The following is a 13,082-nucleotide window of genomic DNA, read 5'->3' as shown; positions in this document are numbered from 1 at the left end:
ATGTCGTGACAAGCGTGTGACATCGTGAGTGTAAATGGGTGGGCAGGGGCGGAATGGCGGGATTGAAGCAGGTGCAAAGGCAAACCGGCGTGGCGCTCTGGCGCCAGATCGCCGATCGGATTCGCGAGGCGATCAGCAGCGGCGCCTATGACGAAACGGGAATGGTGCCGCCGGAAACCATGCTGGCGCTGCAATTTGGCGTCAACCGGCATACCGTGCGCAGTGCGCTGGCGGCGCTGGCGCAGGAGGGTATCGTCCGCGCGGTACAAGGTCGCGGCACGCTGATCGAGCGCAAGGAGCGGCTGAATTTCCCGATCACGCGGCGCACGCGTTTCACCGCCGGCATCGGCGATCAGGCGCGTGAAATGCGCGGCCTTCTGCTCGATGAGGCAAAGGAGGAAGCGAGTGCCGAGATCGCCCGCTGGCTGGGCCTGAAGCAAGGAGATCAGGTGATCCGCCTGGAAACGCTGCGCCAGGCAGACAAGCGGCCGGTTTCAAGGGCGACGAGCTGGTTTCCCGCCGAACGCTTTGCCGGTATCGGTGCGGCTTACCGGACGGCGGAATCGATCACCAAGGCTTTCGCCGAACTCGGCCTGCCGGATTATGTCCGGGCGACGACCGAAGTGACGGCCGCCCATGCGAGTGCAGCCGATATGGCCGACCTCGAACTCACTCCCGGCGCGATCCTGCTGATCGCCAAGGCGATGAATACCGATCTTGAAGGTGTGCCGGTGCAATATTCGATCAGCCGCTTCGCGGCCGACCGGGTACAGTTCACCATCGAGAATTGAGCGCCTTTCCCCGCCGAAGCGGGGAAAGATCAGCTGAGATCAATGTGCGCCGGACATGTCGCCGAGCACTTCCTTGGAAGCGACGGTGGAATCCGCCTTCAGCGTGTAGACCATGGGCACGCCGGTGGCGAGATTGAGGGCGAGCACGCCTTCTTTGCTCAGCTTGTCGAGCACCATCACCAGCGAGCGCAGCGAATTGCCGTGTGCGGCAACCAGCACCTTTTCGCCTCTGAGGACGCGCGGCAGGATTTCGGTGAGGTAGTAGGGCCAGACGCGGGCGCCGGTGTCGCGCAGGCTTTCACCGCCGGGAGGCGGCACGTCATAGGAACGGCGCCAGATATGCACCTGTTCCTCGCCCCACTTGGCGCGTGCATCATCCTTGTTGAGGCCGGAGAGGTCGCCGTAGTCGCGCTCGTTCAGCGCCTGGTCTCGGATCGTCTGGAGATCGGGCTGGCCGACCTTGTCGAGGATGAGCTTCAGCGTGTGCTGCGCGCGCACCAGCACCGAGGTATAGGCGACGTCGAATTTAATCCCGTATTCGGCGAGCGCAGCCCCGCCTGCATTAGCTTCCTGGACGCCGAGCTCGGTCAGATCGGGATCCTTCCAGCCGGTGAAGAGATTCTTCAGGTTCCAGTCACTCTGGCCGTGGCGAACGAGGACGAGGGTACCGCTCATGAATATGCCTCCGTAGTATCGTTATGAGGAAGAAAGCCCGAGCACGTCGAGCATGGAATAGAGACCCGGCTTCTTGTCGCGTGCCCAAAGGGCCGCCTTGATGGCGCCACGCGCGAAGATAGAGCGGTCGGCCGCACTGTGCGATAGGGTGACGATTTCACCTTCGCCGGCAAAAAGCACGGAATGCTCGCCGATGACGGAGCCGCCGCGCAGCGTCGCAAAGCCGATCGTGCCCGCTTCACGGGCGCCGGTATGGCCGTCGCGCACCCGGACCGACTTCGAGGCCAGATCGATGCTGCGCCCCTTTGCCGCGGCCTCGCCGAACAGAAGGGCGGTGCCGGAAGGCGCATCCACCTTGTGCTTGTGGTGCATTTCCAGGATCTCGATATCCCAGTCATCAGGATCGAGCGCACGCGCTGCCTGCTCTGCGAGCACGCTGAGCAGATTGACCCCGAGGCTCATATTGCCCGACTTGACGATGCGGGCATGGCGGGCCGCTGCGGCGATCTTGGCATTGTCGTCGGGTAAACAGCCCGTCGTGCCAATGACATGGACGATGCGGGCCTGCGCGGCGAGGCCTGAGAATTCTACTGTTGCAGCGGGCGAGGTGAAGTCGAGCACGCCTTCGGCATCGAGAAAAGCGTTGAGCGGATCGTCGCCGATAACGACACCGGTCGGGCCGAGACCGGCGATCTCGCCGGCATCCTTGCCGACGAAGGGCGAGCCGGCACGCTCGACCGCGGCATGCAGCGTCACGCCATCGATCGAATGGATGAGCCGGATCAGCGTCTGCCCCATGCGTCCTGCTGCGCCAACCACCACCAGTTTCATCGCAGCATCGCTCATGTGTCAGTCTCACCAATTCAGTTTGAATCGGAGGCCGAAGGCCTCTGCAGGTTGTTGAGGCGAGCGTAAAGACCGTCGCTGACCTTCGCAAGCGTCTCGTGATTGCCTTCCTCGACGACGCGGCCCTGCTGCATGACGACGATCTTGTCGGCCCGCACCACGGTCGAAAGCCGGTGGGCGATGACGACGACGGTGCGTCCGCTCATCGCTTCGTCGAGCGCCTTCTGCACGGCTGCTTCGGATTCGGTGTCGAGGGCCGAGGTCGCCTCGTCGAGAAGCAGGATCGGCGCATTGCGCACCAGGGCGCGTGCGATCGACAGCCGCTGGCGCTGGCCGCCCGAAAGCGTCACGCCGTTTTCGCCGACCGCAGTCTCGTAACCCTGCGGCTGCGCTGAGATGAAGTCATGCGCATAGGCAAGCCGCGCCGCTTCTTCCACCTCGGCATCGGTCGCTTCCGGCCGGCCATAGCGGATATTGTCGCGGATCGTGCCCTCGAACAGGTAGGGCTGCTGCGAGACATAGGCGAGCTGCTGGCGCAGCGACTTCTTGGTGATGTGGGCGATGTCCTGCCCGTCGATCAGGATCTCGCCCTCGCGCGGATCGTAGAAGCGCGGAATGAGGCTGATGACGGTGGATTTGCCGGCGCCCGACGGGCCGACCAGCGCCGTCGTCGCACCGCCCTCGGCGGAGAAACTCACGCCGCTGAGCACGCTCTCATTGCCGTAGGCGAAGGACACATTGCGGAATTCGATCCTCGCCTGCGTCACCGTCAGCGGCCGGGCATCCGGCAGGTCGCGCTGGCGCGGTTCCATGTCGAGCAATTCATAGATCATCCGCGCATTGACGACGGCACGCTCCATCTGCACCTGCAGGCGGGCAAGCCGGCGGGCCGGGTCATAGGCAAGCAGCAGCGCCGTAACGAAGGAGAAGAAGGCGCCTGGCGGCACATTGTAGTAGATCGAGCGGTAGGCGGCATAGGCAAGCACGCTGGCGACGGCAAAGCCCGCGAAACTCTCCGTCAGAGGAGAGGTGCGTTCGGAAAGCCGAGCAATCCGGTTGGCCCGGCTTTCGGCGCCCTTGATGAGCTTGTTGACCTTGCTTTCCAGTTCTTCTTCCATCGTGAAGGCTTTCACGATGGCGATACCCTGGATCGTCTCCTGCATGGCGCCGAGAACGTGGCTGTTCAGATGCACGGCCTCGCGCGTCGCCGAGCGCAGCCGCTTGGAAACATAACGCAGCGCATAAAGCAGCGGCGGCGCCATGATGAACACGGCAAGGCTGAGCAGCGGATCCTGGAGGATCATCACGGCGAGCAGTGAAACGAAGGTCAGCAGGTCGCGCACCGTCGAGGTGATCGTCAGGTTGAGCACGTCGCGGATGCCGCTGACGTTCTGGCTCACCTGCGCGGCGATATGGGCAGAGCGCGCCTCGCTGAAGAAGCCGACCGAAAGCGTCATAAGATGCGCATAGAGCCGGCGCTGGTAACGGGCGACGATATCGTTGCCGACCTTGGAAAGCGCCACCGCCTGGCCATAGCTCGCAAATCCGCGCAGCACGAAGGCGATGAAGATCGAAAGACAGATGATCCAGACGACGTCGGCGCGCCGATTGGCGAAGGCCTCGTCGATGATCGCCCGCATGATCCAGGCGGTGAACGCCGTCGAAAGCGCCACCACGATGAGACAGGCGATCGCAAAGACATAGCCCCAGAGATGGTCCCGGCCGTTTTCAGCGATGATGCGCTTCAGGATGCCGGTTACGGTATCGCTGCTGACGCTTTGCGTTCTGCTTTCCGCCGCTTCCAAAAATGAGGTTTCCTGTCTCGGACCAAGCGCCCCGCGAAGGCGACGCGCACATTTGCCGGGGTCTATAAAGAGTTGGGACCGGTTTGGCTAGAGCGCCGCGCGCCCGCATAGGGCACGCCAAGGACGCTCTATTTGCTTTGCGTGCCGGGCCTAGCGCCGCCAGCGGCGGCCTTCGGTCGAGACGCCGAAATTTGCCGGCATCCGCGCATAGGAGGAAAGCCCGGCAAGCGCTGCCAGCGGATGCGTCACCACATAGGTCGGGATGGTGCGAAGCAGCGCCGTATGCGGCGCCTTGTCCTCGAAGGCGATGCGGAATTCCGGCTTCTTCAGCGCCGGGATGATCTTCTGCGAGATGCCGCCGGACAGATAGACGCCGCCGCGCGCCATGAACACCATCGCCATGTCGCCCGCCACGCGGCCGAGATAGGTGGCAAACAGCGAGACGGTCTCTACGGCTGCCTTGTCGCTGCCGGCAAGCGCATGCGAGGTGATGTCGGCGGGATCTTTCATCGTCGGCTGGATGCCGTCGACAACGCAGATGGCATGGTAGAGGTTGACGAGGCCGCGCCCGCAGAGGATCTGCTCGGCCGAAACGCGGCCTTCGATCGTCTCGATATGCGGGAAGATTTCATAATCGCGCTTGCTGCGCGGCCCGAGATCGACATGGCCGCCTTCGCCGGGAACCGGGATCCAGCTGTGCTGGGCATGCACAAGCCCGCCGACGCCGAGGCCGGTGCCTGGTCCGAGCACGACGCGGGAGGCGATCATGTCGCCGGTGGCGTCGCCGATGCGTTCGCGGTTTTCATCCGAAAGCGCGGCGATTGCCAGCGCCTGCGCCTCGAAATCGTTGACGACGAGCACATCCTCCATGCCGAGGCCCTCGATCATCGTCTTCGGCCGCACCACCCAGTCGCAATTGGTCAGCGGGATCTCGTCGTCGTTGATCGGGCCGGCGACGGCGAGGATCGCCGAGCGCGGCTGCACGGCGGTCTTGTCGAGCACGCCTTGCTGGATCGCTTCGTCGATCGTGGCGAAATCCGCCGTGCGCACGTTCGGAAACCGCTTCGGCTCGGCATAGGCATCGGTCAGGATGGAGAAGCGGGCATTCGTGCCGCCGATATCGCCGATCAGGATCGGGAAAGGCTGCGGAGCGATGCTGTTGTTCGGTTTTGGCATGGCCGGTTCCGTGCTGATCAGGCTTCGAGTGTGGGAAGAAGTTTTATAGCGGTCGCGTGGTTGAGCGCCATCGGAATATCGTAGACGATCGCCAGACGCATCAGCGCCTTCACGTCGACATCGTGCGGCATCGGCGTCAAGGGGTCGACGAAGAAGATCAGGGCGTCGACCTCGCCGGTCGAAATCAGCGCGCCGATCTGCTGGTCGCCGCCGAGCGGCCCGCTTTTCAGCCTCGTGACGTGGAGATCGGGGGCGGCGTCGAGCACGCGCCCGCCGGTGGTGCCGGTGGCGACGATCTTCCAATGGGAGAGAACGTCCCGGTTGGCGCGGGCGAAATCCGCCATGTCGTCTTTCTTCTGGTCATGCGCAATCAATGCAAGGCATTTGCCGCCGGCCATCAACCCCTCCGCCCGAGCAATTCAATCGATTTGACCGCTTTATACCAAGAATTTGCGATTTGAAAGACAGCACACCCCGGGCCTCGTTCCCGGGGTTTTTCCCAAGGTTCGGTCCCAGGGGTCGGCCCCAGAGTTTGGTCCCAAGGTTTGGTCATTGTATCGCCGGCTTGTCGTTCGGAACCGGACCGACATCGGGCAAAGCCCCGTCGTCGGCGGCGGCAGGCGCTGCGGCCGGCGCGGCGGTGAGTGCGCTGGCGGCGGAAGGTCCGCCATAGGTGGCGGCCTGCATCGAGGCGACGGAAGTAGCATCGAGCACGGCGGCGCAGGCCTTGGGCAGGTCGGAGACCATCATCTCGCGCGGCGGCTTCGGCGGCTTGGCGCCGGGCTTCGGCGGTTTCGGCGGTGCCCAGGGCGCCGGCGTGAACCACCAGGCGAGTGACTTGTCGCAGCCGTCGCCGGCAACGACCGGGGCCTGCGGCGTGCATCCCTTGGCTCCTGGCGGACACTTGATGCGAATGTGGAAATGCGAGTCATGGCCGTATTCCGGCCGTAGCTTGCCGAGATTGGTGCGGTCGCCCGTCCAGGTATCACACATCTTCTTCTTGATCGCCGGATTGACGAAAATGCGCTCCACCTCGGGATAGCTTGCCGCCAGCATCAGCAGCCGCGCGTGCGATTGCGTCCACACCTTGGGGTCGACGGTCAGGAACTTGCCCTTCTGCAGCATGGTGGTGAAGGGTAGATCCTGGCGCTCCTCGGCCGTCATGCGGCGCGTGGGCATCGGCGTAAACCAAATGTCGGCATCAAGACCGATCTGGTGCGAGGCATGGCCGTTCAGCATCGGCCCGCCACGCGGCTGCGCAATGTCGCCAACGAGAATGCCCGGCCAGCCGGCATATTTGACCCCGTCCTGCGAAAGACGTTCGAGCATCGCGATCATCGCCGGATTGCCCCAGCGGCGATTGCGCGAAAGTCGCATCGCCTGCCAGGTCGGCCCGTCGGTCGGCAGCGCCACCGCACCCGTCATGCAGCCCTTTGCGTAAAAACCGATCGGCTGTGCCGGTCCCTGCGTCGGCAGGCCGACGGCGCCGAATTGCCCCTTGGCGCTGCCCGGGCTCGGCGTCTTCTGCTGGGCGCCGACGTCGCCGGCGGCAAGGCTTGCGCCGATTGCGCCGGCAAGCGTCAGTTTGCCGAATGTCCTGAAAGCCTGAGCGAAGCCGAAAGCCATACTGTTCCCTTGAACCGCTGCCGAAGTGATTTGCGATCGAACCTATCGCGAAAAGCAATTTAGGTGAATCGATGTTTTGGCTGGCGGTGCGGGCAAGCGGTGGTGGCGGATTGCCGCATCGTCGGTGCCGCCGCCTACGATCCCTCGTCGACGAGTTGCGCCGCATGTTGCGAAGGCGGCTCGCAGAGGCGACGCCGTGAAAGGGCCCGATGGCTCAAAATTGCGCGCGCCCGGCAAAAGCCAAACTCTCTCCTGTTTTTCGCCGGTATTTTTCGTATTGTCGAACCCATCAATAATCAGGGGAAAGCGTGAATGGCGGCTCTGTGGTCGAAGATCGGTTTGTTTCTATCGCTTGCGGGTGCTCTGGCGCCAATGTCGGCAACGGGTCAGGACCAGCCCTTTCAGATCGGAAGCTCGGTCATCAGCGAGATGAAGTACAAGCCGGGTTTTGCGCATTTCGACTACGTCAATCCCGATGCACCAAAAGGCGGAGACCTGCGCCTCTCCGCAAGCGGCGCCTTCGACACCTTCAACCCGCTGCTTGCCAAAGGCCAGGCGGCAGTGGGCCTGACGCTCGTTTACGACACGTTGATGAAGCCCGCCGACGACGAGCTGCTCGTCTCCTACGGTCTGCTTGCCGAGGGATTGTCTTTTCCCGCGGACGTCTCGAGCGCGACCTTCCGCCTGCGCAAGGAAGCAAAATGGGCGGATGGTCAGCCGGTCACGCCGGAAGACGTCATCTTCAGTCTGGACAAGACCAAGGAATTAAATCCCCTCGCCTCGAACTATTACCACCACGTTGTCAAAGCGGAAAAGACCGGCGAGCGTGACGTCACCTTCACCTTCGATGAGAAGAACAACCGCGAACTGCCGAACATTCTCGGCCAGTTGATGGTCGTGCCGAAGCATTGGTGGGAAGCGCCCGGACCGGATGGCAAGCCGCGCGACATTTCTAAAACGACGCTGGAGCCCGTGATGGGTTCGGGGCCGTACAAGATCGCTTCCTTCTCGCCCGGCGCAACGATCCGTTATGAATTGCGTGACGACTATTGGGGCAAGGACCTCAATGTGAATGTCGGCCAGAACAATTTCCGCAACGTCAACTACACCTATTTCGGCGATCGGGATGTCGAGTTCGAGGCCTTTCGCGCTGGCAACAGCGACTACTGGCAGGAAACCACGGCTGCCCGCTGGGCGACGGGATATGATTTTCCCGCGGTGAAGGAAGGACGTGTCAAAAAAGAGGAGGTTGCAAACCCCCTGCGCGCCACCGGCATCATGCAAGCTCTCGTGCCCAACATGCGACGTGACCTCTTCAAGGACATCAGGGTCCGCGAGGCGCTGAACTACGGTCTGGATTTTGAGGAGCTGAACCGCACCGTTGCCTTTAATAGTTACAAACGCATCGACAGCTATTTCTGGAATACCGAACTCGCCTCCTCCGGCCTGCCGCAGGGTAAAGAACTGGAAATTCTGCAGGGCATGAAGGATAAGGTTCCGCCCGAAGTCTTCACCACGCCCTATACCAATCCCGTCGGCGGCGATCCGCAAAAGAGCCGCGACAACCTCCGCAAGGCGATTGCGCTTTTCAAAGAAGCCGGCTGGGAGCTCAAGGGCAATCGCATGGTCAATACCAAGACTGGCCAGCCGATGAGTTTCGAGATCCTGTTGTCGAGCCCCATGCTGGAGCGCTGGGCGGTGCCCTATGCCAACAATCTCAGGAAAATCGGCATCGATGCGCGGATCCGGACAGTCGATGCGTCGCAATCTGTCAATCGTGAACGCAGCTTCGACTACGATATGATCTGGAATGTCTGGGCGGAGACCATGAATCCGGGCAACGAACAAGCCGACTATTGGGGATCCGGTTCGGTCAATCAGCAGGGTTCCCGCAATTATGCGGGCATTGCCAACCCCGCCGTTGATGAGCTCATTCGCATGATTATCTTCGCGCCGAACCGCGACGAGCAGATCGCAGCAATCAAGGCCATGGATCGGGTCTTGCTTGCAAATCACTACGTCATCCCGCTTTTCTACCGCGATACTTATAATATCGCCTATTGGAACACGCTCACGCATCCGGCCGAGTTTCCGGCCTATAGCCTTGGCTTCCCCGATGCTTGGTGGTCGACCTCGGTAAAATGAGCGGGCTTGCAATGCAGGGGCCCTCGGCTCCAAATGGCACGAGCGAATCACGACAAGCCGGCAGGGCCGGCAAGGGAAGGCTGGCGGATTGAGCGGCATAAGACTGGACGGCAGGCAGACAGGAAAAACATTCCCGGAGGCTGAAGGCTGATGGGCGCCTATATTCTTCGCCGCCTGCTTCTGATGATCCCGACCATCGTCGGCATCATGGCGATTTCCTTCATCGTCATCCAGTTCGCGCCCGGCGGCCCCGTCGAGCAGGTGATCGCCCAGTTGACCGGTCAGGCCGACAGTGCCGACCAGCGCCTGTCCGGCGGTGGCGATCTCCTCAGCGGCGGCGGCGACGAAGGCTCGAAATATCGCGGTGCCCAGGGGCTCGATCCGGAACTGATCGCCAAGCTCGAAAAGCAGTTTGGTTTCGACAAGCCGCCGCTGACCCGTTTTGGCGAGATGATGTGGAATTACATCCGCTTCGATTTCGGCGAAAGCTTCTTCCGCAACACCTCCGTGCTCGAACTCGTCAAAGAAAAGCTGCCGGTGTCGATCTCGCTCGGCATCTGGATCCTGATCTTCTCCTATGCCATTTCCATCCCGCTCGGCATCCGCAAGGCGGTCAAGGATGGATCGACCTTCGATGTCTGGACATCGGGCGTCATCGTCGTCGGTTACGCCGTACCGAGTTTCCTGTTCGGCATTCTCCTGATCGTGCTCTTCGCCGGCGGCTCGTTCTACGACTGGTTTCCGTTGCGTGGCCTGGTCTCCGACAATTTCGACCAGCTTACCTGGTGGCAGAAGCCGCTCGACTATTTCTGGCACCTCACTCTGCCGCTGATCTCGCTTTCCCTGTCCGCCTTTGCGACGACGACGCTTTTGACCAAGAATTCCTTCATCGAGGAGATCAAGAAGCAATATGTCGTCACCGCCCGCGCCAAGGGACTGAACCAGCGGCAGGTGCTCTACGGTCATGTCTTCCGCAACGCCATGCTGATCATCATTGCCGGTTTTCCCGGCGCCTTCATTTCCGCTTTCTTCACCGGTTCGCTGCTGATCGAAAACATCTTCTCACTCGATGGCCTCGGTCGCCTCGGCTATCTCTCGGTCATCAACCGGGATTACCCGATCGTCTTCGCCACGCTCTACATCTTCTCGCTGCTCGGCCTCGTCGTCAGCCTGGTTTCCGACCTGATCTACACCTGGATCGATCCGCGCATCGATTTCGAGCGGAGGGATGTCTGATGGACGCCGCCGCAAATCCCGCTGTCACGACACCCGTCAAGCCGCCGCGCAAAGGCCTGCTCTCGCCGACCAATATCCGCCGCTGGCAGAATTTCCGCGCGAACGGCCGCGGTTACTGGTCGCTGTGGCTGTTCATGGTGCTGTTTATCCTCAGCTTGTTTGCCGAGTTCCTCGCCAACGACCGGCCGATCATCGCCTCCTACAAGGGCGAGGTGCTGCTTCCGGTTCTCATCGACTATCCCGAGGAGAAGTTCGGCGGCTTCCTGGCCGAAACCGACTATCGTTCCTCGGTCATTGCCGACGAGATCAATGCCAATGGCTGGATGATCTGGCCGCCGATCCGCTATTCCTACCGCTCGGTCAATTCCAACATTCCGCATTCGGCGCCCACCGCCCCCTTCTGGCTGATGACGAAGGAGGAGCGTTGTGCCGGTTATCCGCAAGGGGTGAACGATCCGGACTGCACCCTCGGCAATCTCAACTGGCTCGGCACTGACGACCAGGCGCGAGACGTGCTGGCGCGCGTCATCTACGGCTTCCGCATATCTGTGCTCTTCGGCCTGGTGCTGACCATCTGCTCAGCAATCATCGGCGTGACGGCCGGTGCGGTGCAGGGTTATTTCGGCGGCTGGACCGATCTGCTGTTGCAGCGCTTCATCGAGATCTGGTCGTCGATGCCGGTGCTCTACATCCTGCTGATCATCGCCGCACTCCTGCCGCCCGGCTTCTTCGTGCTGCTCGGCATCATGCTGCTCTTCTCCTGGGTCGGTTTCGTCGGCATCGTGCGCGCCGAATTCCTGCGCGCCCGCAATTTCGAATATGTCCGCGCCGCCCGCGCGCTCGGCGTCAACAATCGCACCATCATGTGGCGGCACCTGCTGCCGAACGCCATGGTCGCGACGCTGACCTTCCTGCCCTTCATCCTCTCCGGCTCGATCACGACGCTGACTTCGCTCGATTTCCTCGGCTTCGGCATGCCGCCGGGCTCCCCCTCGCTCGGCGAGATGATCGCCCAGGGCAAGACCAATCTGCAGGCGCCGTGGCTCGGGCTGACGGCCTTCTTTGCCATGTCGATCATGCTTTCCCTGCTGATCTTCATCGGCGAAGCCGTGCGCGATGCCTTCGATCCGAGGAAGACGTTTCAATGAGTGACATGACAGAACCGCTGCTTTCCGTCCGCGATCTCTCGGTTGCCTTTCATCAGGGCGGCGAGACCTCGCTCGCCGTCGATCACATCTCCTTCGATATCGCCAAAGGCGAGGTCGTGGCGCTCGTCGGCGAATCCGGCTCCGGCAAGTCGGTCTCGGCCAACTCGATCCTGCGACTTTTGCCTTATCCCTCGGCAAGCCATCCCTCCGGCGAAATCCTCTTCAAGGGTAAGGACCTCTTGAAGGCGTCGGAGCGGGAACTGCGTGAAGTGCGCGGCAACGACATCACCATGATCTTCCAGGAGCCGATGACCTCGCTCAATCCGCTTCATACGATCGAGAAGCAGATCGCCGAGATCCTCGCCCTGCATCAGGGCCTTACCGGCCAGCCGGCGCGTGAGCGCGTGCTGGAATTGCTGAACCAGGTCGGCATCCGCGAGCCGGAGAGGCGGTTGAAGGCCTATCCGCATGAACTGTCAGGCGGCCAGCGCCAGCGCGTCATGATCGCCATGGCGCTCGCCAACCGGCCGGAATTGCTGATCGCCGACGAGCCGACCACCGCCCTCGACGTCACCGTGCAGGCGCAGATCCTCGAATTGCTCCGGCAGTTAAAAGCCGTCCACGGCATGTCGATGCTGTTCATCACTCATGATCTCGGCATCGTCCGCAAATTCGCTGATCGCGTCTGCGTCATGACCAAGGGCAGGATCGTCGAAACCGGCACCGTCGAGGACGTCTTCGCCAATCCGAAGCATGAATATACCCGGCATCTCCTTGCCTCCGAACCGCGCGGCGAGCCGCCGCTCGCCGATCCGTCGAAACCGATGGTGATGGAAGGTTCGGATATCCGTGTCTGGTTCCCGATCAAGGCTGGGCTGATGCGCCGTGTCGTCGATCACGTCAAGGCGGTCGACGGCATCGATCTTTCGCTGCGCGCCGGCCAGACGCTCGGCGTCGTCGGCGAATCCGGCTCGGGCAAGACCACGCTCGGCCTGGCGCTCACCCGGCTGATTTCCTCGCAAGGGCGGATCGCCTTCGTCGGCAAGGACATAGCTGGCTATTCATTCAATGAGATGCGGCCGTTGCGCAACCAGCTGCAGGTCGTCTTCCAGGATCCCTACGGATCGCTGAGCCCGCGCATGTCCGTCGGCGATATCGTCGCCGAAGGGCTGAAGGTGCATGAGCGGTCGCTGACCGCAGAAGAACGCGACCAGCGCGTCTGCTGGGCGCTGGAGGAGGTGGGTCTCGATCCGCTGACCCGCTGGCGTTATCCGCACGAATTCTCGGGCGGCCAGCGCCAGCGCATCGCCATCGCCCGGGCCATGGTGCTGAAGCCGCGCTTCGTCATGCTCGACGAGCCGACCTCTGCGCTCGACATGAGCGTGCAGGCGCAGGTGGTCGATTTGCTGCGCGATCTGCAGAAGAAGCACGATCTCGCCTATCTCTTCATCAGCCACGACCTGAAAGTGGTGAAGGCGCTCGCCAACGACGTCATCGTCATGCGTTTCGGCAAGGTGGTGGAGCAGGGACCGTCCTCGGAAATCTTCCGCGCGCCGAAGGATGATTACACCAGGGCGCTGATGGCCGCCGCTTTCAACATCGAGGCGGTGCCTACGCTCGCCGTGCAGCAGTAA

At 62.1% G+C, this 13,082-nt stretch carries 11 protein-coding genes; 5 read left to right on the top strand and 6 right to left on the bottom strand.

What is annotated here, in order from left to right:
• Window positions 1–53 precede the first annotated feature (53 nt).
• Entirely contained in the window at window positions 54–791 is a 738-nt protein-coding gene (phnF, locus tag ACM5SV_RS17420; RefSeq protein WP_012759695.1) for a phosphonate metabolism transcriptional regulator PhnF, read from the top strand.
• A gap of 39 nt (window positions 792–830) precedes the next feature.
• Here the strand turns inward: phnF and ACM5SV_RS17415 are convergent, their stop codons facing one another.
• From ACM5SV_RS17415 to mepA, 6 genes are all read right to left on the bottom strand, one after another.
• The gene (locus tag ACM5SV_RS17415; RefSeq protein ID WP_012759696.1) at window positions 831–1,466 is read right to left on the bottom strand and encodes a 2,3-bisphosphoglycerate-dependent phosphoglycerate mutase; all 636 of its coding nucleotides are present in this window, start codon (window positions 1,464–1,466) and stop codon (window positions 831–833) included.
• Between the two features lie 21 nt (window positions 1,467–1,487).
• Complete coding sequence (gene dapB / locus ACM5SV_RS17410; RefSeq protein ID WP_222015063.1) at window positions 1,488–2,312, bottom strand: 4-hydroxy-tetrahydrodipicolinate reductase; 825 nt, start codon at window positions 2,310–2,312, stop codon at window positions 1,488–1,490.
• Window positions 2,313–2,329: 17 nt separating this feature from the next.
• Entirely contained in the window at window positions 2,330–4,117 is a 1,788-nt protein-coding gene (locus tag ACM5SV_RS17405; protein ID WP_222015066.1) for an ABC transporter ATP-binding protein, read from the bottom strand.
• Between the two features lie 150 nt (window positions 4,118–4,267).
• Complete coding sequence (locus ACM5SV_RS17400; protein WP_222015067.1) at window positions 4,268–5,293, bottom strand: glucokinase; 1,026 nt, start codon at window positions 5,291–5,293, stop codon at window positions 4,268–4,270.
• 17 nt (window positions 5,294–5,310) lie between these two features.
• Window positions 5,311–5,691 carry a methylglyoxal synthase gene (locus ACM5SV_RS17395; RefSeq protein WP_012759700.1) on the bottom strand — a complete coding sequence of 127 codons (381 nt, stop codon included), beginning with the start codon at window positions 5,689–5,691 and terminating at the stop codon, window positions 5,311–5,313.
• Between the two features lie 151 nt (window positions 5,692–5,842).
• Window positions 5,843–6,919 (bottom strand): penicillin-insensitive murein endopeptidase, encoded by a 1,077-nt coding sequence (gene mepA / locus ACM5SV_RS17390; protein ID WP_222015069.1) that lies wholly within the window; start codon window positions 6,917–6,919, stop codon window positions 5,843–5,845.
• Between the two features lie 312 nt (window positions 6,920–7,231).
• Here mepA and ACM5SV_RS17385 point away from each other — a divergent pair, with 312 nt between their 5' ends.
• From ACM5SV_RS17385 to ACM5SV_RS17370, 4 genes are all read left to right on the top strand, one after another.
• The gene (locus ACM5SV_RS17385; protein WP_222015072.1) at window positions 7,232–9,064 is read left to right on the top strand and encodes an extracellular solute-binding protein; all 1,833 of its coding nucleotides are present in this window, start codon (window positions 7,232–7,234) and stop codon (window positions 9,062–9,064) included.
• 150 nt (window positions 9,065–9,214) lie between these two features.
• A complete protein-coding gene (locus tag ACM5SV_RS17380) occupies window positions 9,215–10,300 on the top strand; it encodes a microcin C ABC transporter permease YejB (protein WP_222015074.1) in 1,086 nt (361 codons plus the stop codon).
• Window positions 10,300–11,448 (top strand): ABC transporter permease, encoded by a 1,149-nt coding sequence (locus ACM5SV_RS17375; protein ID WP_222015076.1) that lies wholly within the window; start codon window positions 10,300–10,302, stop codon window positions 11,446–11,448. The genes ACM5SV_RS17380 and ACM5SV_RS17375 overlap by 1 nt, the downstream gene beginning before the upstream one ends.
• Window positions 11,445–13,082 carry an ABC transporter ATP-binding protein gene (locus ACM5SV_RS17370; RefSeq protein ID WP_222015078.1) on the top strand — a complete coding sequence of 546 codons (1,638 nt, stop codon included), beginning with the start codon at window positions 11,445–11,447 and terminating at the stop codon, window positions 13,080–13,082. Before ACM5SV_RS17375 ends, ACM5SV_RS17370 begins: the two co-directional genes overlap by 4 nt.

Origin of the sequence: Rhizobium sp. CRRU65 (assembly GCF_048551595.1) — a bacterium.
GTDB classification, from domain to species: domain Bacteria; phylum Pseudomonadota; class Alphaproteobacteria; order Rhizobiales; family Rhizobiaceae; genus Rhizobium; species Rhizobium leguminosarum_J.
This window is presented reverse-complemented; position numbering and strand designations above follow the sequence as displayed.

What these genes read in the sequence shown, in the direction of transcription:
- ACM5SV_RS17375 (WP_222015076.1), top strand. Translation starts at nt 10,300, where the DNA reads ATGGACGCCGCCGCAAATCCCGCTGTCACGACACCCGTCAAGCCGCCG.
- mepA (WP_222015069.1), bottom strand. Translation starts at nt 6,919, where the DNA reads ATGGCTTTCGGCTTCGCTCAGGCTTTCAGGACATTCGGCAAACTGACG.
- ACM5SV_RS17385 (WP_222015072.1), top strand. Translation starts at nt 7,232, where the DNA reads ATGGCGGCTCTGTGGTCGAAGATCGGTTTGTTTCTATCGCTTGCGGGT.
- ACM5SV_RS17400 (WP_222015067.1), bottom strand. Translation starts at nt 5,293, where the DNA reads ATGCCAAAACCGAACAACAGCATCGCTCCGCAGCCTTTCCCGATCCTG.
- ACM5SV_RS17415 (WP_012759696.1), bottom strand. Translation starts at nt 1,466, where the DNA reads ATGAGCGGTACCCTCGTCCTCGTTCGCCACGGCCAGAGTGACTGGAAC.
- dapB (WP_222015063.1), bottom strand. Translation starts at nt 2,312, where the DNA reads ATGAGCGATGCTGCGATGAAACTGGTGGTGGTTGGCGCAGCAGGACGC.
- ACM5SV_RS17370 (WP_222015078.1), top strand. Translation starts at nt 11,445, where the DNA reads ATGAGTGACATGACAGAACCGCTGCTTTCCGTCCGCGATCTCTCGGTT.
- ACM5SV_RS17395 (WP_012759700.1), bottom strand. Translation starts at nt 5,691, where the DNA reads ATGGCCGGCGGCAAATGCCTTGCATTGATTGCGCATGACCAGAAGAAA.
- ACM5SV_RS17380 (WP_222015074.1), top strand. Translation starts at nt 9,215, where the DNA reads ATGGGCGCCTATATTCTTCGCCGCCTGCTTCTGATGATCCCGACCATC.
- phnF (WP_012759695.1), top strand. Translation starts at nt 54, where the DNA reads ATGGCGGGATTGAAGCAGGTGCAAAGGCAAACCGGCGTGGCGCTCTGG.